The following is a 20,986-nucleotide window of genomic DNA, read 5'->3' on the forward strand; positions in this document are numbered from 1 at the left end:
AACGGTTTAGCCTATGGTTTATCAAGATGGCATCAGTGTCAGAGCATTTGCCAAGCTTATTAAGAGGTCAGACACGCAAGTCAGACGCTTAATGCAGGCAGGCAAATTGACAGCTGATGATAACAAACAATTAAGCCCCACAATCAATATGAAAGAATGGGAAGCTATCAGCAAAGAAGAAACCACTAAGCCAACCAAGATCACCAAAACCACAGAGCCAAAGAAACCAAAACAGAGAACCTACAAAACTGACCTCAATGAGCTCTTTGACCTGGCAGAAGAAAACCCTGCGCAGGCACTCAATAAAGCTAAAGCCCTTGAGACTATCTACAAAGTGGAAGAGCGTCAGCTGTCCTTAGATAAAGAAAAGGGCAAGCTTGTGGAAATTGAAACCGTTAAAGCCACCTTCAAGGACATTGCTATCAAGGTAAGGCAGGAAATTCTTGCAATTCCACAGCGATATGCAGGGCGCCTTGAGGGCAGAAATGAGCGAGAGATAGAGACCATGCTTGAAGAAGCTTTGGCCGAGGCTATGACCAAGATGCAGCTTGACCTATGAAAACAGTAAACGCAAAACAAAAAGAGCTTACAAGGGCTTTCTTTAAAGCCTTTACGCCTAAGCCTGTACTCAAGGGGAGTCAATGGGCCGATCGCTATCGTTATGTAGCAGCATCTACATCACCAGAGCCCGGCAGATGGGTATCAAGCAGAACGCCATATTTAACTGAAATCCTTGACGCCTGCACTGATAGACGAGTGGAGCAGGTCTATATTATGGCTGCATCTCAGATAGGCAAGTCAGAGCTGCTGCTTAACATCATGGGCTACTACATTCATCAGGAGCCAAGTCCTGTGCTATTTATTCAGCCAACTGATGAAACAGCCAAAGCCTTTTCAAAGGAGCGTATAGATCCAACAATCAAGGCATCACCTGTCCTGCGTGAGATTGTGGTGGAGGACTCCAAAGGCATTGAAAGACAGAGTAACAACACTGTCCTGAATAAAACCTTCGTAGGTGGCTATCTGGCCATTATCGGAGCTGTCTCAACCTCAAAGCTTGCATCACGTCCTATCAGAATTCTGCTTATGGACGAGATAGACAGATTTAACAATACGGCAGAGGGTAGCCCTATTAAGCTTGCAAGACAGAGAACATCAAACTTTGGCAATAGAAAAATTATAGGCGTATCCACTCCAACCATTAAAAATGAAGATGATCCAAAGCCAACCATAAGCAAAGAGTTTGAGCTGTCCGACAAGAGAGAGTTCAAAGTCATGTGCCCTCACTGCGAGCAACGTTTTGTTATGAAATGGGAGCAGGTACGATGGGACAAGAATGAGAAGGGCGAGGTAGACGAAGACACAATAGGTCTTTTCTGCCCTAACTGTAAAGCCAAGGTACGAGGCGCAGGCAAGCCCTCACCTTCTCTGATTGAAAGTGGCATATGGGAGCCAACAGCTAAGAGCAAGATAAGGGGCTATCACGTCAATGCCCTTGTGTCTCCGTGGGTACATCTCTCTACCTTGGTGACAGAATTTATCACAGCATCAAGAAACAGAGATAAAGAAGCTTTAAGAGTTTTCTATAACCTAAGGCTTGGCCTGCCCTTTGAAGAATACAAGACAGCCATGCTCAAGTGGGAGAAACTTTACAAGCGCTGTGAGTATTATCCTGTTGACGGCTTTTCTTCTTCTGTCCTATTCCTTACAGCAGGAGTGGACGTTCAGCGTGACCGTTTGGAGATCTCCATATACGGCTGGGGTGTGGGTCGTGAAGCATGGCTCATATCTCACCGGCAGATTATAGGCAACCCTTTAGAGGGCGAGGTATGGAAGGAGCTTGATGGCATCATTCTGCATTCAAAGTTCCTTAATGAGGATAAACAGCCACGGCGTTTAGTTGCCACTTTCATTGACTCAGGTGACGGCGTCATGACAGAGACAGTTTATAAATACACACGGCAAAGAGAGCGCTACAGGGTTGTTGCAATTAAAGGCCAGGGTGGTGAAAACAAACCTTTTATCAACCGACCTTCAAGACAGGGCAACTTTAAAGCGCTCCTTTATGTGCTGGGTGTAGATGCAGGCAAGAGCATTGTGACCTCATGCCTTGATCTTGAAACTACAGGGCCTATGTACATGCATTTTCCAAAAGGCGAGAACTGCGTTGATGAGGAGTTCTTTAAACAGCTTACAGCTGAGGTGCAAAGACCTAAAAAGAATAAAGATACAGGCGCCGTAAAAATGGAGTGGGTAAAGCTAAGAGAGCGAAACGAAGCGCTTGACTGTGCTGTCTATGCACGTGCAGCAATGGAAGCTTTAAATCCTGACTTTGAATCAATAGCCAGATCACTGCAAGGAAATGAAAATGACTGAGTTTAATGGAATAACAATTGAATTTGCAAAAGAAAGAATAAAGATGTGGCTTGATGCCGAGGCAGCAATAGCAACAGGACAAAGCTATAAAATAGGATCGCGCACTCTGACACGTGCCAATCTTAAAGAAGTAAGAGAACAGCTAGATTATTGGCAGGGCAAACTTAATTCTCTTGAAAACGGAGGGAAAGGCCGCCGTATTATCAGAGCAATCTGCGAGGATCGTTAAATGATACTAGATACACACGGCAAGCCCATACGGCTTGATAAATCGTATGCACGCTCTGGCGCATCCTATGCCAGGAAGTCTTTAGCCTCATGGAGCACATCAGCCCTAAGCGCAGATGAGGACATAACACAGAACCTTGACACACTAAGAGCACGCTCAAGAGATCTTTACATGAGCACGCCATTGGCCACAGGTGCGATAAAGACCATAAGGACCAATGTCGTAGGTTCAGGCCTTGCCCTTAATGCTCATATTGATCATGAAAAATTAGGGCTGACACCTGAGGACGCCAAGGAGTGGGAGAAAAATACACAGCGTGAATGGGCTCTATGGGCTGAATCCTCTGCATGTGATGCAGGGCGCACGATGAATTTCTATCAGATGCAGGGCTTGGTTTTAGCCTCTGCCCTTATGTCTGGCGACTGCTTTGTGGCCATGCCATATATAAAAAGGCCTGATAATCCATATTCCTTAAAGGTATACATCATTGAAAGTGACAGAGTGTGCAATCCCACTGACAGCCTGATTAATCCAAATGTGGATATCATGCAGGGCATTGAGCTTGGCACTTATGGCGAGCCTGTGGCCTACCACATTGCCAAGTATCACCCTAATGGTTCTTTTTATCTTATGGGCAAACAGCAGGAATGGAAGAGGGTGCCGGCATTTGGTGCCAAGACAGGCAGGCGCAATATATTGCACATCATGCCTGACTATGAAAGACCGGCGCAGCGCCGAGGCGTGCCACTGCTTGCCCCTGTTATGGAAGCATTAAAGCAGTTAGAGCGCTTTACCAATGCAGAGCTAACTGCTGCCGTCATCAGTGGATTGTTTACAGGCTTTGTAACAACTCAAAGCGCAGACGGTCTGCAATCTCCTTTTAACGATTTAGGAGACAGAGACAAAGAGCGCAATGAGATAAGCATGGGAAATGGCTCTATGGTGTACCTGCAAGAGGGGGAGAACGTCACCTTTGGATCACCGGGTAGGCCTAACCCCGAGTTTGGTGGGTTTGTGCAGGCTGTCTGCCGTCAGATAGGTGCAGCACTTGAGCTGCCTTATGAGCTTTTAGTTAAGAACTTTACAGCATCCTACAGCGCCAGCCGTGCATCTCTTTTAGAGGCTTGGAAGGCATTCAGAATGCGCCGTCAATGGCTGTGCGATTCTTTCTGTCAGGCTGTATATGAAGAATGGCTTGCAGAGGCTGTATCACTAGGACGCATCAGTGCTCCTAACTTTTTTAGCGATTTATCATATAAGAAGGCATGGTCACGTGCCGAATGGTCTGGCGATGCACAAGGCCAATTAGATCCACTTAAAGAAGCAAATGCAGCAGTTGTAAGAATCAACAATGGACTTTCAACACGAGAGAAAGAAGCAGCAGAGCTTACAGGTCTGTCCTTTGAAGTTATTGCCAATCAGCTCACAGCTGAGAGTGAAGCACTAAAAGCAATCACGCCACAGCAGGGAGAGTTACCACCTGTAAATAAAAATGAGGATGAAGAATGATTTCATTTAACAAGAAAAGCAATACGCTTTATATCAGTGGCGCCATAGAGGGCGCCCATTTTTTTAAAGAAGGGGATTCTAATACTGTCTTTGAATTATCTCAATACGATACAGCACGTGCCCTCAATGTTGTGATTAACAGCCCAGGCGGATCCACAAATGAGGGGCTTGCAATTAAAACCTTTTTAGAATCATTGGAGATACAGCCGAGGATAAGCGTCACGGGTTTAGCTGCAAGTGCTGCCACTTTGATCACCTCTGCCAAGAATGCCCATGTCACTATGCAAAAGGGCTCAATGTTTATGATCCACGAACCATGGATCACAATGCAGGGGGCAAAGGATGATTTAAAGAAGACGGCAGATAGATTAGATAAGCTTACACAAAGCATTGCTCAGCTGTATGCAGAAAAAACCAATCTTCCTGTACCACAGCTTATAAAAATGATGAGTGAAGAGACATGGCTTACAGCTGATGAAGCTGTGGAGCTTGGCTTTGCTGATAAGGTGGACGGTACCAAGTCAGTAAACGCAAGCATTGACAATAATAAGCTTTCAATAGGTGGTCTTGATTTTAGCTGTGCTACCTATTGCAAATTACAAGAATTTTTTCAATGTCACCAAGAGGACGAAATCACCATGAATGAAGAAGTAAAGACCGAGGACAAGAACCTCACTGTTACAGAAACTAAGAGCGCCGTCACTTTCACAGATGTAGCTCAGATGATTAAAGCATATCCTGACTTTTGCAGAGCTATTGCAGATGAAGCCTTTGCCAAAGGACAGAGCGCTGAGCGTGAGCGCATTAAAGAGCTTGATGCCATGTCATCTAAACAGCATGAGTCACTTATCAACAAGGCCAAGTATGAAACCTTTGAGGATGCCAAATCATGCGCCTTCAATATCTTAAAGGCTCAAAAGCAGCAGCTTGATGAGCAGGCAAGCGCCCTGCAGTCTGATGCATCTGCCCTTCAGGAAGTGGCAGGAGTTCAGGATGATGTAATGACCTCAGCAGAAACACAGCGCAATGCAATGATTAAATCAATTTTAGAGAACATGTAAAAGGAGTTTTCAAAATGGCAGAACTATCAAGAGATTTAGGCAACGTTGAGTACGACAAACTGCTTGCAGGACCTAGAGACTGGGTCAAGTACACCCACAATGAGGTGGCACAGGGTGAGAACAAGCTCAAGCGTGGCTGTCTTGTAACCTATGACGCAGCAACCAAGACCGTGAAGGCATGCAAGCTTAAGGCTGATGTGGTCTATGGCATTCTGGCTGAAGATGTGGATGCTACAAGCTCCAAGGTATATGCCCGCATTTATCTGTCAGGCGCCTTCAATGAAGAGGCTTTATCCATGGGCACACCTGGCGATAGTGGCAAGGTTGCAGACTTTTATCTGTCAGCCCGTAATGTAGGCATCATTTTCAACAAACCAACCAAGTAAAGATTTAAACAGACGAGGTATAAACTATGTCAACTCAGACAGGAAATGTTTCACTTTATGATTTTAGAACTCTCCTAGGTGTTGTTCAGCAGATGCCAAGAGAGCACACCTTTTTGCGAGATACATTTTTCCCAACAACAAAGACCTTTATGACCAAAGAGGTTGATATTGATATTATTGGCCCTGATAAGCGCAAGCTTGCACCGTTTGTTCATCGTTATACCGGTGGCACCTTCTCATACAGAGATGGCTATTCAACCAAATCATATCAGCCTGCACGAATTGCCCCTATGATGATTACTACAGCTGATGAGGCTTTTACCCGTGCCCCAGGTGAGACTATTTACAGTCAGTTCAATCCTGCACAGCGTATGAATGCCATTGTAGCTGACAATCTTAAACAGCTTGATAAGCAGATTACACGCCGTGAGGAATGGATGGCAGCGCAGGCACTGTTTACAGGTAAGATTGAGATGAAGGGCGAGGGCGTGAACGATGTGCTCACCATGTGGGACAATGCCAAGAAGCCTGAAACCGACATTGCAACCAAGTGGGACCAGCCTAATGCCACACCATTTGATGATCTTGTAGCATGTGTGGACAAGGTGGGCGAGTTATCTGGTCGTACTGCCAACAAGCTGATCGTAGGTCGCAAGGTTCTAAAAGTCCTGATGAATTTCTTAGTCAAGGACGGCTCACTTGACCCACGCCGTATAAATCTAGGACACATTGAGCCTGCCAAAGTACAGGCCAATGGAGTGCAGTACATCGGTACTCTGTTATATCCTCATCTTGATATCTACGCCTACACCGAGACCTTTGTGGACGATGCAGGAACAAACACACCACTTGTGCCTGACAATATTGCCTTCTTAGCATCTGATGGCGCTATGACCACACGAGCCTACGGCATTGTAGATATCATTGATGAGAATAATAACATTCGCTTTGTTGAGGGTTCACGAGTTGCCAATTCATGGGTACAGCGTGATACACCGGCAGGCCGAGTGGTGCAGATGATTTCACATCCTCTGATGATTGTTAATGAGCCTTATGCGTTCCATGTTATGAAGGTATTATCCTAATGAAATACAGAGCACTTAAAAACTTTATTTTTGAGAGTGCCTATTATGAGCAAGGAGCAGAGTACGAGTTTGAAACTGTACCTGCCCTTATCAAAGATGGGTATCTTGAGAAAATAGGCAATGCCGAACCACTTCCACCAAAGACCGAGGAGACACAGGAAAAGGCAGATCCTTCTTTAGAGGCTGATGCTGATATTGATGATGTTATGCAGATGCCTGATCTTGGTGGTGAGGGCAAAGGTAAAACAATAAAGAGAAAATAAACATGATTGATTTTAAGCAGCAGTTAGCCTTAGACATTGACACCTTTATCAATCTGTCCGAGTTTGCAGACATTCACAGCATTAACGGGCAAGAGGTCAATGCGATCATTGATTCCAATGCCCTTGATGAGGTAGCCATTAAAACCGAGTCAATGCAGGCTGTATTTGTTAATGCTATAACGATCTTTATACCGCAAGGGTCGCTGTCACGCCTGCCACTTGTTGATGAGGATTTTGAGCTTGATGGATACAGCTACACCTGCAAAGGCTTAAGGATTGAGCAGGGCTGTGATGCCATTATTGCTGTAGAAAATCAGTCACGTTAGTTTGTAAAGCTATAGCGCTTTGAGGGCGCCTTCTATGTTTTCAGTAAAAATTGACGACAAAGCTATTGAGAATGCAAAGCTGTTGTTATCTCAAATCCCCAGAGGGGCCGAGAGTGCAATAAGCCGTGCTATCAATCGCACCATGCAGGGCGCCCGCACTCAGATAGTGAGGGTAGTAAAAGAGCGCTACACTTTAAAAGCTACAGATATAAGACAGACCTTATCTGTCGTTAAGTCAGATAAAAACACCCTTACAGGCGAAATCAAATCAAGGGGCACGCAGTTAAATGCCTCACACTTTATGCACAGACCTCATGGCGATACTACAGGCAACAAGCGCAGACAGGTGTTTGTTTCATTCACCAAAGGCAAGCGCTTTAGTGTGGATCGTGGTTTTGTGTGGCAGGGGCGTATTTATAAAAGAGAAGGTAAAAAGAGACTGCCAATTCAATCTATGTATGGCCCATCTGTCCCTCAGATGATAGGCAGTAAGGAAAGTATTGAGCGCATTGAGCGAGGCATGACTGATACATTCAATAAACGCATCATGCATGAGATTGATGTTTCATTAAAAGGGTATGACAAATGACAGAGTTTTATTTAATAGAGAGTTTGCAGACTTTTCTTGAAAAAACGCTAAACGACATCAATCAGGACAGGCCTGGCACAGACAGGGAGCCATACCTTGGCAGTCTTAGAACTGTAAGGCCTTTAAAGGCAGAGATGCAGGACAAAGAGCAGGCGGTTAAGGTCAATATATACAATGGCTTTGTGCCCTCTGCCAAGCAGGAGAGCTCTGTGTTTCCTTATGTCTCTATCTTTTTATTAGATGGAAGTGTTGATAGAGAGTACTGCACCTGTAGAGCACAGTTTGATATTGGTGTTTATTCGCAGGAAGATAACAGGGCACTGATGAATATGTTAAGGCGTATTATTAACGGCCTGTCTCAGCTTGAAAACTACATGCTTGATAATAAGTTTGAGCTTTCACTGCCATTTACATGGTCAACCTTTGAAGAAAACAAGCACCCTTTTCATAATGCATCAATAATAACCTCATGGAGTTGGTATGCCCCATGCCCTCAAAATTTCTCAACAATTTAAAATCTAGTCAGAGGTAAACATGACAAAAAATCAGAGCAAAGGCCCTGAGGCTGTCGCACGTCCTGAAAGTGCAGAGCATCAGGATAATTCAATTGTGTACATTGGTAAAAATGTTCCACGCCTGGGGCTTAAAACGTACACGGTATACACAGAATATATAGCTATTCCTGAACATATCAGGGCAGAGCTAGAAAAATCACCAATATATAAAGCTTTATTTGTTCATGTCAGCATTATGCGCCATGCAGTTGCTGATCTACATGATAAAACCTCAGCTTTATATCAGATAAATTCATCTTTTAACTAGGAGCTAAAAAATGGCAGCATATAAGCACGGTGTCTATACATCTGAAACACCGACCTCACTTATACCAACCACAGAAGTATTATCTGCTGTGCCTTTTGTTGTAGGCATTGCACCAATTAACATGGCACAAGAGCCAAGTGTCAATGAGCCAAAGCTTGTATACTCATACAAAGAGGCTGTGCAGTACTTTGGTGTTGAAAATGCCACAGATGACGGCAACGGCAAGAAGAGCTTTAAATACAACTTATCTGAGTTTATTTACTCTACCTTCAACTTCTACGGCAATACGCCAATTGTATTGGTCAATGTTTTAGATCCTGCCAAGCACAAGAAGACAGCTGATACCACAGCTATTACAATTGACGCCAAGGGGCAGGCAGTAATTCAGGAGTTTGGCTGCGTTGTCTCAACTCTCAAAATTTCAAAACCTGATACAGGCTTTTATGCAGAGGGCACTGATTATGTTACAGCCTTTGATGATGACGGCTATCTTGTTATCTCTGCCCTTCCTGAAGGGAGTGACGGCAACTTCAAGCTTGCAAAGCAGGAGCTGACTATTACCGTTGAGAAGTTAGATCCTTCAGCAGTCACCAAAAAAGAGATCATCGGAGGTGTGACACCTGAGGGCAAGAAGACCGGTCTTGAGCTTATCAGTGAAGTATATCCACGTTTAAGAATTATACCGACCCTTGTGGCCTCTCCACATTATTCAGCAGATCCTGAAGTGGCGGCAATTATGGGCGCAAAGGCTCTTAACATAAACACCGTCTTTAATGCTATGGCCATAGTTGATGCTGATACCAAGACCACCAAGAAATACAGTGATGTGCCAAATTGGAAGAACAAGAACAACATAGTAGATCCTAATGTAGCTGTTACATGGCCACAGATTGAAATGACAGGCACAAGATACGCATCATCAACCCACCTCATTGGCGTGCTTGCAAGAACAGATGGCGAGCGTGACGGCGTGCCTTATGTGTCTCCTTCAAATAAGAATTTTGAGGGCACAGGTCTTTGTCTTGAAGATGGCTCTGAAGTGGTGCTTGGCAATGAAGAGGCTAACTACTTAAATGGTGAGGGCATTGTCGCAGCTCTGAATTTTAGTGGTGGATGGAAGATATGGGGCAATCGCACTTCATGTTATCCAGCCAATACCGACCCAAAGGATGCCTTTATCCCTGTAAAGCGCATGTTCTTCTTTATTGCAAACACAGTAGTAACCACAATGTGGCAGAAGGTAGATGAGCCTGGGAATAGACGCCTTATAGATACCATTGTTGACTCTTTAAATGTATGGCTCAATGCTTTTACTGCAAGACAGCAGCTGCTAGGTGGTCGTATTGAGTTTAGAAAGGAAGACAACCCTGTTACAGAGCTAATGGACGGCAAATATCACTTCAAGATATTTATAACCCCTCCATCACCAGCACGAGAGCTGAGCTTTGACTTAGAGATTGATCCAACTTACTACGAGACCTTATTTAATTAAGGAGGTGATATATGGCAAACAAATATCCAGATAAGACAATTAATTACAACGTATATTCAGAGCAGGGCGAGCTTTTAGGCGTTGCAACAGCAGAACTGCCCGAGCTTGCATATATGACTGAGACTTTAACCGGTGCAGGTCTTGCAGGTGAGATTGAAACACCTGTGACAGGTCATTTTGGCGCCATGTCAACAACTCTTAATTTCAATGCTATTCAAGCTGATGCCATTGTTTTGCTTTCAACCAAGGGCAACACCCTGACACTGCGATCTGCACAGCAGGCACTTGATATGGCTGAGGTCAGTACTCATAAGACTCAAGGCATTAAAATTGTACTCAAGACTTTGCCAAAGACTATGAGCCTTGGAAGCTTTGAGCCAGGTGCCAAGACTGACACTTCAATTGAGTTAGAGACTCCTTATATCAAGATTGAAGTTGATGGCAAGCAGGTGCTTGAGATTGACAAGCTTAACTTTAAGTGTGTCATTGGTGAGAATGATCTTCTTGAAAATGTACGAGCTAATTTAGGATTTTAAAAAGAATGTCCATATCTACTACTAAAGAGGGGCTCACTGCCTCTCTTTCACGCCCTTACACCTTTGAGGGCCAGGAATACACCTCTGTGACCTTTAATATTGATGATAACTTTACGGGTGGGCAGTTTAAGCAGCTCTATCGCAAGTACATAGCATTAAGGAAACAGACTGATGCGCAAAGCCTTGTCATGGATCGCATGTTAGTGACTGCAATTATTAACAATGAGTTTATTGACTTTGCAATGTGTGAACTGTCCCATCTGCCACTTGAATTTTTCAATGGACTGCCCTTTAAGGACTATATAGCCCTAAGTGGGACCTTACAAAATTTTTTCACCGATTCGGTATAGGCAATCTAAGCGATCAGAGTATTGAGAAATATCTAAAAGAGTATTTTAAGAATTTACTGTTCTTATCTATTCAGATAAAGACTCCGTACTCTGATATGTGCCATATGCCTATACTTGACGTATTTGAATGCACAGAGAATTTTATTTTATACACTAAGGAATTGAAAAAGAAATGAGCTCAAAGGTTTATGAAATTGCAATGCAGCTTAAAGGCAAGCTTGAGGGCTCATTTATTAAGAGCGCAAGCAATGCAATTAAGCATGTGGATAAGTTAAATCATTCGTTTAATTCTATTGCTTCACATAAGCTGGCCCTTGATAAGATCTTGGCGCAGGCGCAGGCAACAAAGAAGGCTTACTATGCCTACGATGAAGCCAAGGCCAAGGTCAAAGCACTTGAAAAGCAGTTACAGAGTGCCAAGAGTGGTCACAAGGAGCTAAGAGCCGAGCTTTTAAACGCTGTTAACGCCATGAATAGGGCAGAGAAGGCCTACACAGATGGCAAGAATAAACTGTCTCAGCTCAAAGCCGAGGCCAATGCCACAGGTAAAAGTCTTAAAGACTTAGAGGCTAAATCCGATGCCCTTAATAAGAGACTGCAAGCCAAGGCCAACATAGAAGCGCAGACACAGAAGGCGCAGGCCCTGGCCGAGAAGGCAGAGTCAATGCAGGCCAAAGGATTAGGTAACATAGCCAAAGCTACAGCCATGACAGCAGCTGCATTTGGCATGCCGATAAAAGCTGCAATGGATATAGAAGATCAGACTGCCGAGCTTAGAAAGTACACTGACATCTCTGATGAAGTCATGAAAAAGAACAAGGAAATGGCCACCAAAATGGCTGTTTCTACAGAAGAGATGGTGGCTTTACAGGCCAATGCTATGCAGTCAAACATCTTAGATGCCAATGACGCCAAACAGATTGAGACATATACGCAGACAGCAGCTAAAGCCATGATCGCACTTACAATGACAGGTGATCAAGTGGGCTCAAGTTTTGCAGCTATTAAAAATCAGATCGCTGGCAACATGGAAGATACAATCAAGGCCTTTGATCTTGTTAATGCAATAGCCAACAATACCACAGCTGGAGGTAAAGAAACTCTTGAAGTGCTAGAGCGTTCAGGTGGTATGGTTGCAGCATCTACTAAGCTCACCACATCGCAGATTGTTGCCCTATCTGGTGCTTTTTTATCGGCATCAGGAAGTGCAGAGGTAGCTGCTACAGCACAGTCAAGCTTTATCAATGCCCTTATGGCAGGCTCTAACGCCACTAATACACAGTTAAAGGGTTTTGAGAAGTTAGGGCTTAGCCCACAGAAGATGGCCAAGGCTTTAACTACAGGCGGAGCAGAGGCACAATACGCCATTGAAGAAGTCTTTAAACGCATTAATAAGTTATCAGCAGATGAAAAGAACAGTGTTGTAGGTCAGATATTTGGTAACGAGGCTGGGCTTAAGAAAGCTGTAATGACAATGGCAGAACAGGGGCATATATTAAGTAAGCCCTTTGAATTGGCAGCTAATGAGCTCAACTATTTAGGATCTATGCAAAAGGAGTACGAGGCCAGAGCAGCAACAACATCAAATCAGCTAGGTATTCTGAATAATCTTGTCACAATTATATCGGCTACGATAGGTTCAGTTTTTTTACCAGCTATTAATGAGCTTTTGGGTGCAGCTATAGAAATGTCACAACCTTATATAGCGTGGATAGAAAATAATAAAGAACTAGTCAAAACTATTGGCACAGGCGTGGCTATTTTCTTGGCTCTTATAGCAGCAATAGGCGCGGCGCAGTTAGCCTTTGGCCTGATGTTAAAGCCTATCATCAGTTTAATTAACATCTTTGTGATGCTTAAAAAAGCTATGCTGTTGGTCAATATGGCCATGCTGGCCAACCCTATAGGCCTCGTGATAACTGCTATTACTGCCCTTATTGGCGTTGGTTATCTGTTATATAAACACTGGGACACAATTCAAGCTAAGGCTGTAGAGCTGTGGGCAACTTTTGAGCAGAAATTCCCAGCTATGGCATCGGTGGTTAAGACCGTGGCCACGGCTATTGGTCAGTACATTAACTATGTTAAAACTGTGCTGTCCAACATGCTTGGCTTTATTGTCAATGTGTTTACAGGCAAATGGGGTGAAGCATGGGCTAATGTTAAGAACATCTTTAAAGCCATGTTTGATGCGCTCAAAGGTATAGCCGAGGGACCTATCAACTATGTGACTGACAAGGTGGAGCAGGTCAAGGGCGCCTTTGGCAATGCTGTTAATTCTGTAAAAAGCTTCTTTGGCTTTGGTGATGATGCCAATGTCAATGTGAATGCCACAGCATCACAGCCAAGTGTCACCTCTGCAACTTCAATCCCTGCACTTGCAAACGGTGGTATTGTCTCAAAGCCGACCCTTGCAATGATAGGAGAAGGTGCAGAGAGTGAAGCTGTGATGCCACTGTCAAAGCTAGGCTCCATGCTTGGCACTTCTAGCACCACAACCAACACCACTAACAACGCTCCTATAACCGTGACCTTTGCGCCAACTATCAACATACAAGGCGATCAGAACGTCAAGGGACAGGTAAATGAAGCGTTAAATGTGGGCTCAATTAATCTTAAGAAAGAGCTTGAGAAGTTGATGCGTGGCAGTGGGCAGATAGCTTATTAAATATACTGTGCCATTTATTGCTTTAACTGAGTATCGTCTTTGAGAAATAAATATGCCTTAAAGCACGCTGCAGTAAACAATAAAACAAGTACAGCAGAGATTGTAATTATAGAAGTAGAAGGCTCTATAAAAGGGGATAAAATAACTACAAATATACCAACTATGAACCCAATAACTAGAGCCCCTACTATTAATTGAAAACCAATCTCAACAACAGCAACAACTGCAAGACAAAGCGCTTTAATTAAATTATAAAAGGTAATTAGAGTTTTCATTTTAACCTCTTCTTAAGTGCAAGGCTCTATGGATAAATTATAGAATAAAAAATCAAAAAGGGTGTTTATAAATGAGAAGCTATGTCACAAAACAAGGCGACACATGGGACATCATAGCCAAGGCGCAGCTTGGTAGTGAGTTTCAAATGCACCAATTGATTGAGCTTAATTTTAAGCACAGAGATATTTTAATTTTCTCTAGTGGAATTGAGCTCAATATTCCTGATGTTAATCCTAGCCCCTCAACTAACAGCGAGCAGTTGCCACCATGGAAAAGAGTAAAGTAATAAAAACGCTTGTAAGTGTGATATATGAAAGCACAGACATCACACAAGAGATAAACGCTGACCTCTTATCTTTCTCTTATGAAGATAATTGCTCAGATGAATGTGACAGTGTAAGCATCACATTAAAAGATGAGCAAGGCAAATGGGCAGGATCTTGGTCTCCTGACAGAGGAGCCAAGGTACGATGCATGTTAAGCACTAACCAAGGGTATAGCTTAGAGACAGGGCTGATGATTATAAACAGTCTATCAGCCCAGGGAGCTCCACGCACATTTGACATGCAGGCTATCTCTGTGCCCTTGGAGAACACTGTGCGCAAGACCGCCAAGACAAGAAACTTTGAAAACCTAGACTTGAAAACCATTGCCAATACAATAGCGACAGATAACAAGCTCAAGTTGTTCTTTGACAGTCAAGAGAATCCTACATACGACAGAATTGATCAAAAAGATGAAACTGATCTTAAGTTTCTTGAGCGTATTTGCAAAGAGGCAGGCCTAAGCCTTAAGGTCAATTCAGAACAGCTCATCATGTTTGATCAAAAAAGCTATGAGAAAAAAGATCCTATAGCGACTTATGCCCTGGGGATGTCTCCTGTCCTTAGGTGGTCATTCAATGCACAGCAGGCAGAGAGATACAGAGCATGTCGTATTAAATGGAGAGACTTCAAGAAAAAAGGCAAAGATACATCTACAGCTACAGTGGCTTTTAGAACTGCGCAGGAAGCTCAAAGCCAGAACGGTAAAGTGGATCTTTCATGGGAGCACAAGCCTCAAGAGGTCAAGAAAGGTAATACAGCGCTTAAAGCTGAATACATTGACTACACCTACACCGATGAAACAGTAGATCCATCAGGGCAGGTATATGTTTTAAAAAAGCGTTGCACCTCTTTAGCAGAAGCGCAAAGACTGGCCAAGGCTAAGCTAAGAGAGCTCAATCAGAGACAGACTACAGGTTCACTGACCTTGGTGGGCAATCCTCTTTTATACGCAGGGGCTGTGGTTGCTCTTAGTGGCTTTGGCTCCTTTGACGGCAACTTCATCATTGAGAAAGCAACTCACAACGTGAGCAATTCAGGCTATGTGACAGATATAGAAGTTAGGAGAGTAAACAATGAGTATTAGTGCTCTATTAAGGAATGATGGCTATGAAGAATTAAAGCACCTCTTATCTATGGTGATAAGGGTGGGCGAGATTACATCTATTGACCCATTCAGACATACCGCCAGGGTGGTGTTTCCTGAAGATGACAATTGCACCTCATACGATTTACCAATTCTGTGCCCTAATACTTTGAAAAACCATAATTACCACATGCCTGATATTGGTGAAGATGCGGTCTGTCTGTTTCGCCCTGACGGCATAGAAGATGGTTTTATTCTTGGCTCTTTCTATGCAGGTGATGTAAAGCCACCCGCCACCGACCCTGATATAAGGATGGTTAAATTTAATGATGATACAACTGTGACTTACAATAGAAAAACACATGAGCTTGATATTGTTATTGAGGGCACAAAGATCCATGCAGATAGGCAGACAGTTGATGTCACAACACCAAAGACAATAAATTTAAAATCAACAGACATTAACATACAGGCATCAAATACTGTAAACATCACTGGTAATAGCGTGGTAGTTGGCGGTAACTCTACGATTGTCCTTAGTGCGCCAAGTGTGACAGTAAATTAAAATCTGCAAAACCAAGACTTTAATAAAAACCTTGTTTGTATCTGTAACAGCTGTGATATATTGCAATTAATTGTCTAATGTCGTGAGAGATATCAAAAATGGAAAAAGCTCTTGCAGTTGCAAATGCTTTTATAAACTTTGCACTTGCTGAAAACATTGAAGTAACAAATATGAAGCTTCAAAAGTTAGTGTTTTTTGCTCATGGTTGGTATATGGCTAATACTAGCAAAGCTTTAATAGAAGAGTCTTTTAAAGTATGTAAATGGGGGCCTGTTATTCCTTCTTTATACCACAGATTTAGAGATTATGGTTCTAATAATATAACCTCTATAGGCTTTTCCTATTCTCTTGAAAAGGTTGAGCATGGATATATTTTTAAAAAAGAAACTCCATTTTTAAAAAATCCAACTGAAATAATGCCGTTTTTAAAAGACGTATGGGAGGTGTATAAAAATTACACAGCCATACAGTTGTCTAATATTACTTATTACGAGGGGTCCCCATGGTATACAACAGCACAGCAAGGACTTGAAACAATAGATAATAAAACTATCTGCAATTACTACAAAGAAAAGTTAAATAGCTAGTTATTAATAAATTTAATATGGAGAGCTTATGCCAGCAATAACAAGACAAGGAGATACTTGCACAGGCCATGATGACTGCCCTCCTTCATCGCTTGTAGGGGGTGAAAGCAATGTGCTAATAGACGGCAAGCCTGTAGGCGTTGTGGGCAGTACCTATGCACCTCATGGCTGTGACGTGCACGATCCTCACTCTGATGTAATCGCATCAGGTAGCTCTACAGTATTTGTAAACGGCAAGCCTGTAGGTCGTGTAGGTGATGCTGTCTCAATTGGTGGCTTTGTAGCATCAGGCAGTCCTACAGTGACGGTGGACTCTTTAGGCCCTGATGATATAGTCAATTTTGTAAAGAGTACCAATAACTACATAGACAATGTAAACAATTTGTCTGAGGTAGATGAGGTTATATTTTACACCCCACAAATAGCAAGACATGAGGCCTTAAAGGATACATTATTAGAAAAAGATCAAAAAGGCTGGCTTGAGCTTTCTAAGATGCTTGCAAAATGGTTGGCCAATAATAAATATACATTTAATGTTTCAGATATTAAAAATAAAAAAGCTCCAATTTTCATTCTGTCTATGGATTGGGAATGGTTTATGTTATATGAGGAATTTAAAATCGCTTATAAAAAGTTATTAGAGAATTTATTTGCTACAGATAAAAAACTATTAGCTTTTAAAGAAACCCTAAAAAAGATAGGAGTATGGGATTCTGGCGGTTACTATAACATGGTCTCAAAAGACTACTATAAAAGGGAGGACTACTATTACGATTTTATTGAAGTTGAGAAAGATACCTCAATTGATGGAATGGGAGCATGTTTAGCAAATCATACAATTCGCGTATTATCTGAAGGCTCTGTTGAAGTTGATAAACAGACAGGTCTTAGGCGTATAACAATAAACAAAACCTTTACATATGTAGATGATAGATTTCAATTTGAAGGTTATGATACTTTGTTAAGCTGGAGTAAAGCAGAATTAGATTTTTCACCGCTTCCATTAAATACAAGCTATAAAGTTCTCTTCAATAGTGATTTTAGAGAATTTAGAGACAGATATAACATTGGTCAAGATTTTTGGGTGCTTTCAAAAATACACTACTGTAAAGAAATTGAGCCAATAGTTATAGAGCTTTCATAAAAGAGTAGAAAAAGTGATTTTTAAAATAATTGGAAAATATTTTTACAGATTTATAAAAGCAGTAAGTCTTTCTTTTCTTTTAATTTTTCTATGCGATACATTTAAGTTTCTATATTCTTATGGGACATTATCCTTAGATCATGCGGTTGAAGCCGCTGTAAAATTTGTCATCCCATTTCTGTTGCTTAAGGATATTGATGTGGACAGAATCGGTAACGGTTGTTATTTTTTTATTCTCTTACTTTTATTAGAACTAGCATACATATCTATCTATATGCCATACATTATAACAGGAACCATAAAACACTTGATAATCCCTTTTATTATGCATTTTTCAGCGTGGATTGGTTTACACTTTTTTGTGCTGTTTTATAGTCCTTATTGGTCAATCATTTTATTTATATATTCAGTTATTCTATTAATAAGGATTCATAATAAACACTCTAATCACGTTAATAAATGATAATAGAAAGGCAATTGTAAATACTTGCCTACTATCAAGAAAATTATACAATCTTTTAAGATTAATAATCCCCTCTACGAGACAACTCTTAGAGGGTTTTTATTTTGTGAGGTTTAATATGAGCTTAGGCGTATTAGGCTACTTTGGCAACGGCCTTAAGGCTGTCTTATTTACATGCTCAAGTCTACAGGTGCTAACCTTTAAAGATGTGCAGGTCAATCGCTCTGCCAGGTATGCACAGCATGATGTAATTGGAGCTATGCCTATAAATGAATATGTAGGCAAATCCTTATCTACTGTGTCCTTTACTATTACACTATCGCAGGATCACAATGCAGTGCCTATGCTTTACTTTGACGTTTTAAAGAACATCTTAGAGAGTGGGCAGGCGCAGAAACTTATCCTTGGCCCTGATTATATGGGCGAGTTTGTTCTAGAAAGTTATGACGAAAACAGAAAGCATTTTACAGGTATTGGCATCTGCACCTTTGCTGAGGTCACGCTGCACTTGCGTGAAGTTGGTGGATTTAATCTTTTAAATGAAATCGTTAACAAGGTCAAAGAGGTGATTTCATGAAGCTGCTTGTATCAACTCTGACAGACATTGACTTAAATCCCTCATCAGAAGTGGCCGAGATTGTACAGAACGTGCAGACCATTATAAGCACGGTAAAGGGCACAGTGCCACTTAATAGAGATTTTGGAATTGATAGCTCCTTTATTGACGATCCTGCACCAATGGCGCAGATGCAGTGCAGAGTTTCAATCATTGACGCTGTTAAGACATATGAGCCAAGGGCTAGAGTTAAAAGCATAGATTTCAAACAAGGGGCAGATGATGTCATGGACGGCAGACTGCTGCCAATTGTAACTATAGAGATAGAGGCAGAGAATGAGCGCTAGATTTAATTTACCTGATATAAACTTTTTAGAAGTGGACTCACAAAGGGTCACAGATGAAATAATTGCAGAGTATGAGAGGATCACAGATAGAGCTCTGGCCCCTTCTGACCCTGTAAGGCTTTTTCTTTTGTCCTTAGCTGCCATTATCATTAAGCAGCGTAACGCCTTTGACCTTGGCGCCAAGCAGAATTTACTGTCATACGCATCAGGTGAGCGCCTTGACCACCTGGGCGCATTTGTTAATACGACAAGAATAGAAGCTACAGGAGCGCAGACTACACTTAAATTCACGCTCAACCAAGCGCAGGACGGTGTTTATACAATTCCAAAGGGTACAAGAGTAACCAATGGTGTATTTACATTTGCCACTGACAGCATATATGAAATAATGCCACCTGAGACCACGGCCGAGATTTCAGCCACTGCCCTTGAGCTTGGCGAGATTGGCAATAACATACCTGTGGGCAAGATAAATCAGCTTGTAGATCCTCTGCCTTCAATTACCAAAGTTGAGAATATCACAGCCACATCTGGCGCAGGTGATAGGGAAGATGATGAGCGCTATGCAATGCGCATCAAGCTAGCCCCAGCATCGTTTTCAGTGGCAGGACCGGCTAAGGCATATGAGTACCATACCTTAAGCTATAGCACGGCTATCATAGATGCAAAAATATACGGACTTGAAGATCACCCTGGCAATGTCTACATTCATCCACTTTTGACCAATGGAGAGCTGCCGCAGACAGAATTTTTAGAAGCACTTACAGCGTATTTAAATGCAGACACAATAAGACCTCTCACAGATAAGCTTATGGTCAGTGCTCCTACATCTGTTAATTATCAGATTACAGCCACTTGGTATTTATCCAAAGACGATATAAACCGTATCAATCAAGTAAAAGAGCAGGTCACCAAAGCAGTAGAAGATTACAGGCTTTGGCAACAAAGTAAGATAGGTGCTGATATTAATCCTGATGTCTTGATTGAATATGTCAGAAAAGCAGGAGCAAAGCGCATTGTGATTACAGAGCCTGAATATAAAGTTGTGCAGCAGTCAGAAGTGGCTCAATGCCTTGCATCTGCTGTCAATCTCACATACGGAGGCATAGAAGATCAATGAAAAAAATAAATACATCTTCACTGATGCGCTCTATTCTGCCTTCATCTATTACAAAGGATAAGAAGGTAGTAGACAGCGCAGAGGCTTTGGACAGCCAGCTAAAAGAGATAAGCGCTCACACAGATGATGGCATGCTCTTATATAAGATTGACTATCTGCCCTCAGATGTTTTGGACCATTTGGCAATGCAGTGGGACGCTGAGGTGTGGCGTGATTCATGGCCACTACACATAAAAAGATCATCTCTTAAGGCGCTAATTAGTGAAAAGACACGCATGGGCACAGTAAGTGCCGTTAAAAATGCTATCAAGGGTTTAGGCAGCGCAGGCTACATTACAGAATGGTTTGCAAGAGAGCCACCAACAGCGCCCCATACTTTTAATATCAGCATTGATCAGAATGAAATTGAGGGCATAGCAGATGAAGAGCTTATATATGATATAAAAAGAAGCATCAATGCCACCAAGCCGGTAAGATCGCAATATACAATTTCTGTTATTCAAAAATTTCAGGATGATATCTTTGTAGGTGGCTCATCAAGGCCTTTGGTTTATGGACGCATATCACAGACCATTACAGAAAATGCAGATGTGGCATCTAATATATACGCAGCTGCTGCATCAAGACCTTTAACTTTTGCCCGTATCTCACAATATGTGGGTGTGCCTTATGGCTGTGCTACAGATAAAACAGTGACCATAAGTGCAAGCGCAAGAGCCCTAACATATACAAGACTTACACCAAAGGCCAAAGAGAGCGCAAAACTTGGCGTGTCCTTAACCTTAAGTGACGGTATAAGACCTCTTTCCTTCAACCGAATTTAATA

At 42.3% G+C, this 20,986-nt stretch carries 26 protein-coding genes; 25 read left to right on the forward strand and 1 reads right to left on the reverse strand.

The features are described from left to right. Window positions 1-13 precede the first annotated feature (13 nt). The 16 genes from DRZ93_RS00450 to DRZ93_RS00525 all read left to right on the forward strand — a co-directional run bounded on the left by DRZ93_RS00450 (window position 14) and on the right by DRZ93_RS00525 (window position 13,692). Window positions 14-559, forward strand: coding sequence for a hypothetical protein (locus DRZ93_RS00450; protein WP_113744209.1), 546 nt, complete (start codon window positions 14-16; stop codon window positions 557-559). Then, window positions 556-2,376, forward strand: a complete 1,821-nt coding sequence (locus DRZ93_RS00455; protein ID WP_113745476.1) for a phage terminase large subunit family protein — start codon at window positions 556-558, stop codon at window positions 2,374-2,376. Before DRZ93_RS00450 ends, DRZ93_RS00455 begins: the two co-directional genes overlap by 4 nt. Then, window positions 2,369-2,605: a DUF6148 family protein gene (locus DRZ93_RS00460; protein WP_113744211.1), complete on the forward strand. Its 237-nt coding sequence runs from the start codon at window positions 2,369-2,371 to the stop codon at window positions 2,603-2,605. Before DRZ93_RS00455 ends, DRZ93_RS00460 begins: the two co-directional genes overlap by 8 nt. Further along, window positions 2,606-4,114, forward strand: a complete 1,509-nt coding sequence (locus DRZ93_RS00465; RefSeq protein WP_113745477.1) for a phage portal protein — start codon at window positions 2,606-2,608, stop codon at window positions 4,112-4,114. Next, on the forward strand, window positions 4,111-5,175 hold the full coding sequence (locus DRZ93_RS00470; RefSeq protein WP_113745478.1) for a head maturation protease, ClpP-related: 1,065 nt from the start codon (window positions 4,111-4,113) through the stop codon (window positions 5,173-5,175). Before DRZ93_RS00465 ends, DRZ93_RS00470 begins: the two co-directional genes overlap by 4 nt. A gap of 14 nt (window positions 5,176-5,189) precedes the next feature. Continuing rightward, on the forward strand, window positions 5,190-5,561 hold the full coding sequence (locus tag DRZ93_RS00475) for a hypothetical protein (RefSeq protein WP_113744214.1): 372 nt from the start codon (window positions 5,190-5,192) through the stop codon (window positions 5,559-5,561). Window positions 5,562-5,587: 26 nt separating this feature from the next. After that, window positions 5,588-6,646, forward strand: a complete 1,059-nt coding sequence (locus tag DRZ93_RS00480) for a major capsid protein (protein ID WP_113744215.1) — start codon at window positions 5,588-5,590, stop codon at window positions 6,644-6,646. Further along, the gene (locus DRZ93_RS00485) at window positions 6,646-6,909 is read left to right on the forward strand and encodes a hypothetical protein (protein WP_113745479.1); all 264 of its coding nucleotides are present in this window, start codon (window positions 6,646-6,648) and stop codon (window positions 6,907-6,909) included. Before DRZ93_RS00480 ends, DRZ93_RS00485 begins: the two co-directional genes overlap by 1 nt. 2 nt (window positions 6,910-6,911) lie before the next feature. Further along, complete coding sequence (locus tag DRZ93_RS00490; protein ID WP_113744217.1) at window positions 6,912-7,235, forward strand: hypothetical protein; 324 nt, start codon at window positions 6,912-6,914, stop codon at window positions 7,233-7,235. Between the two features lie 34 nt (window positions 7,236-7,269). Then, window positions 7,270-7,824, forward strand: coding sequence for a phage tail protein (locus DRZ93_RS00495; RefSeq protein ID WP_113744218.1), 555 nt, complete (start codon window positions 7,270-7,272; stop codon window positions 7,822-7,824). Continuing rightward, window positions 7,821-8,339, forward strand: a complete 519-nt coding sequence (locus DRZ93_RS00500; protein ID WP_113745480.1) for a hypothetical protein — start codon at window positions 7,821-7,823, stop codon at window positions 8,337-8,339. Before DRZ93_RS00495 ends, DRZ93_RS00500 begins: the two co-directional genes overlap by 4 nt. Before the next feature lie 19 nt (window positions 8,340-8,358). Continuing rightward, window positions 8,359-8,646: a hypothetical protein gene (locus tag DRZ93_RS00505; RefSeq protein ID WP_113744220.1), complete on the forward strand. Its 288-nt coding sequence runs from the start codon at window positions 8,359-8,361 to the stop codon at window positions 8,644-8,646. A gap of 10 nt (window positions 8,647-8,656) precedes the next feature. Then, window positions 8,657-10,138 carry a phage tail sheath family protein gene (locus tag DRZ93_RS00510; RefSeq protein WP_113745481.1) on the forward strand — a complete coding sequence of 494 codons (1,482 nt, stop codon included), beginning with the start codon at window positions 8,657-8,659 and terminating at the stop codon, window positions 10,136-10,138. Window positions 10,139-10,149: 11 nt separating this feature from the next. After that, complete coding sequence (locus tag DRZ93_RS00515) at window positions 10,150-10,674, forward strand: phage major tail tube protein (protein ID WP_113745482.1); 525 nt, start codon at window positions 10,150-10,152, stop codon at window positions 10,672-10,674. 5 nt (window positions 10,675-10,679) lie between these two features. Then, complete coding sequence (locus DRZ93_RS00520) at window positions 10,680-11,024, forward strand: phage tail assembly protein (protein ID WP_113744223.1); 345 nt, start codon at window positions 10,680-10,682, stop codon at window positions 11,022-11,024. A 172-nt stretch (window positions 11,025-11,196) separates the two neighbouring features. Beyond that, on the forward strand, window positions 11,197-13,692 hold the full coding sequence (locus DRZ93_RS00525) for a phage tail tape measure protein (RefSeq protein ID WP_113745483.1): 2,496 nt from the start codon (window positions 11,197-11,199) through the stop codon (window positions 13,690-13,692). A gap of 14 nt (window positions 13,693-13,706) precedes the next feature. Here the strand turns inward: DRZ93_RS00525 and DRZ93_RS00530 are convergent, their stop codons facing one another. After that, window positions 13,707-13,967 (reverse strand): hypothetical protein, encoded by a 261-nt coding sequence (locus DRZ93_RS00530; protein ID WP_113744225.1) that lies wholly within the window; start codon window positions 13,965-13,967, stop codon window positions 13,707-13,709. A gap of 71 nt (window positions 13,968-14,038) precedes the next feature. On the opposite strand from DRZ93_RS00530, the gene DRZ93_RS00535 reads away from it, so the two are divergent. From DRZ93_RS00535 to DRZ93_RS00580, 9 genes are all read left to right on the forward strand, one after another. Continuing rightward, window positions 14,039-14,254: a tail protein X gene (locus tag DRZ93_RS00535; protein WP_113745085.1), complete on the forward strand. Its 216-nt coding sequence runs from the start codon at window positions 14,039-14,041 to the stop codon at window positions 14,252-14,254. A gap of 230 nt (window positions 14,255-14,484) precedes the next feature. Continuing rightward, complete coding sequence (locus DRZ93_RS00540) at window positions 14,485-15,378, forward strand: phage late control D family protein (protein WP_172457975.1); 894 nt, start codon at window positions 14,485-14,487, stop codon at window positions 15,376-15,378. Next, window positions 15,368-15,943 carry a phage baseplate assembly protein V gene (locus tag DRZ93_RS00545; RefSeq protein WP_113744227.1) on the forward strand — a complete coding sequence of 192 codons (576 nt, stop codon included), beginning with the start codon at window positions 15,368-15,370 and terminating at the stop codon, window positions 15,941-15,943. Before DRZ93_RS00540 ends, DRZ93_RS00545 begins: the two co-directional genes overlap by 11 nt. A 98-nt stretch (window positions 15,944-16,041) precedes the next feature. Continuing rightward, complete coding sequence (locus tag DRZ93_RS00550; RefSeq protein WP_113744228.1) at window positions 16,042-16,530, forward strand: Panacea domain-containing protein; 489 nt, start codon at window positions 16,042-16,044, stop codon at window positions 16,528-16,530. Window positions 16,531-16,558: 28 nt separating this feature from the next. Further along, window positions 16,559-17,674 (forward strand): DUF6402 family protein, encoded by a 1,116-nt coding sequence (locus DRZ93_RS00555; protein WP_113744229.1) that lies wholly within the window; start codon window positions 16,559-16,561, stop codon window positions 17,672-17,674. A gap of 581 nt (window positions 17,675-18,255) precedes the next feature. Beyond that, window positions 18,256-18,714, forward strand: coding sequence for a phage tail protein (locus DRZ93_RS00565; RefSeq protein WP_113744231.1), 459 nt, complete (start codon window positions 18,256-18,258; stop codon window positions 18,712-18,714). Next, the gene (locus DRZ93_RS00570) at window positions 18,711-19,040 is read left to right on the forward strand and encodes a GPW/gp25 family protein (protein WP_113745484.1); all 330 of its coding nucleotides are present in this window, start codon (window positions 18,711-18,713) and stop codon (window positions 19,038-19,040) included. Before DRZ93_RS00565 ends, DRZ93_RS00570 begins: the two co-directional genes overlap by 4 nt. After that, on the forward strand, window positions 19,030-20,160 hold the full coding sequence (locus DRZ93_RS00575) for a baseplate assembly protein (protein WP_113745485.1): 1,131 nt from the start codon (window positions 19,030-19,032) through the stop codon (window positions 20,158-20,160). Before DRZ93_RS00570 ends, DRZ93_RS00575 begins: the two co-directional genes overlap by 11 nt. Next, window positions 20,157-20,984, forward strand: coding sequence for a phage tail protein I (locus DRZ93_RS00580; RefSeq protein ID WP_172457976.1), 828 nt, complete (start codon window positions 20,157-20,159; stop codon window positions 20,982-20,984). Before DRZ93_RS00575 ends, DRZ93_RS00580 begins: the two co-directional genes overlap by 4 nt. The last annotated feature ends 2 nt before the right edge of the window (window positions 20,985-20,986 follow it).

Origin of the sequence: Anaerobiospirillum thomasii (assembly GCF_900445255.1) — a bacterium.
Classification (GTDB): domain Bacteria; phylum Pseudomonadota; class Gammaproteobacteria; order Enterobacterales; family Succinivibrionaceae; genus Anaerobiospirillum_A; species Anaerobiospirillum_A thomasii.

Bases quoted from the DNA above. Each gene is read 5' to 3' on its own strand.
- DRZ93_RS00525 (WP_113745483.1), top strand. From the start codon at position 11,197: ATGAGCTCAAAGGTTTATGAAATTGCAATGCAGCTTAAAGGCAAGCTT.
- DRZ93_RS00510 (WP_113745481.1), top strand. From the start codon at position 8,657: ATGGCAGCATATAAGCACGGTGTCTATACATCTGAAACACCGACCTCA.
- DRZ93_RS00480 (WP_113744215.1), top strand. From the start codon at position 5,588: ATGTCAACTCAGACAGGAAATGTTTCACTTTATGATTTTAGAACTCTC.
- DRZ93_RS00580 (WP_172457976.1), top strand. From the start codon at position 20,157: ATGAAAAAAATAAATACATCTTCACTGATGCGCTCTATTCTGCCTTCA.
- DRZ93_RS00570 (WP_113745484.1), top strand. From the start codon at position 18,711: ATGAAGCTGCTTGTATCAACTCTGACAGACATTGACTTAAATCCCTCA.
- DRZ93_RS00520 (WP_113744223.1), top strand. From the start codon at position 10,680: ATGTCCATATCTACTACTAAAGAGGGGCTCACTGCCTCTCTTTCACGC.
- DRZ93_RS00515 (WP_113745482.1), top strand. From the start codon at position 10,150: ATGGCAAACAAATATCCAGATAAGACAATTAATTACAACGTATATTCA.
- DRZ93_RS00535 (WP_113745085.1), top strand. From the start codon at position 14,039: ATGAGAAGCTATGTCACAAAACAAGGCGACACATGGGACATCATAGCC.
- DRZ93_RS00565 (WP_113744231.1), top strand. From the start codon at position 18,256: ATGAGCTTAGGCGTATTAGGCTACTTTGGCAACGGCCTTAAGGCTGTC.
- DRZ93_RS00475 (WP_113744214.1), top strand. From the start codon at position 5,190: ATGGCAGAACTATCAAGAGATTTAGGCAACGTTGAGTACGACAAACTG.
- DRZ93_RS00465 (WP_113745477.1), top strand. From the start codon at position 2,606: ATGATACTAGATACACACGGCAAGCCCATACGGCTTGATAAATCGTAT.
- DRZ93_RS00470 (WP_113745478.1), top strand. From the start codon at position 4,111: ATGATTTCATTTAACAAGAAAAGCAATACGCTTTATATCAGTGGCGCC.
- DRZ93_RS00540 (WP_172457975.1), top strand. From the start codon at position 14,485: ATGATTATAAACAGTCTATCAGCCCAGGGAGCTCCACGCACATTTGAC.
- DRZ93_RS00485 (WP_113745479.1), top strand. From the start codon at position 6,646: ATGAAATACAGAGCACTTAAAAACTTTATTTTTGAGAGTGCCTATTAT.
- DRZ93_RS00530 (WP_113744225.1), bottom strand. From the start codon at position 13,967: ATGAAAACTCTAATTACCTTTTATAATTTAATTAAAGCGCTTTGTCTT.
- DRZ93_RS00500 (WP_113745480.1), top strand. From the start codon at position 7,821: ATGACAGAGTTTTATTTAATAGAGAGTTTGCAGACTTTTCTTGAAAAA.
- DRZ93_RS00455 (WP_113745476.1), top strand. From the start codon at position 556: ATGAAAACAGTAAACGCAAAACAAAAAGAGCTTACAAGGGCTTTCTTT.
- DRZ93_RS00495 (WP_113744218.1), top strand. From the start codon at position 7,270: ATGTTTTCAGTAAAAATTGACGACAAAGCTATTGAGAATGCAAAGCTG.
- DRZ93_RS00575 (WP_113745485.1), top strand. From the start codon at position 19,030: ATGAGCGCTAGATTTAATTTACCTGATATAAACTTTTTAGAAGTGGAC.
- DRZ93_RS00550 (WP_113744228.1), top strand. From the start codon at position 16,042: ATGGAAAAAGCTCTTGCAGTTGCAAATGCTTTTATAAACTTTGCACTT.
- DRZ93_RS00555 (WP_113744229.1), top strand. From the start codon at position 16,559: ATGCCAGCAATAACAAGACAAGGAGATACTTGCACAGGCCATGATGAC.
- DRZ93_RS00490 (WP_113744217.1), top strand. From the start codon at position 6,912: ATGATTGATTTTAAGCAGCAGTTAGCCTTAGACATTGACACCTTTATC.
- DRZ93_RS00545 (WP_113744227.1), top strand. From the start codon at position 15,368: ATGAGTATTAGTGCTCTATTAAGGAATGATGGCTATGAAGAATTAAAG.
- DRZ93_RS00460 (WP_113744211.1), top strand. From the start codon at position 2,369: ATGACTGAGTTTAATGGAATAACAATTGAATTTGCAAAAGAAAGAATA.
- DRZ93_RS00505 (WP_113744220.1), top strand. From the start codon at position 8,359: ATGACAAAAAATCAGAGCAAAGGCCCTGAGGCTGTCGCACGTCCTGAA.
- DRZ93_RS00450 (WP_113744209.1), top strand. From the start codon at position 14: ATGGTTTATCAAGATGGCATCAGTGTCAGAGCATTTGCCAAGCTTATT.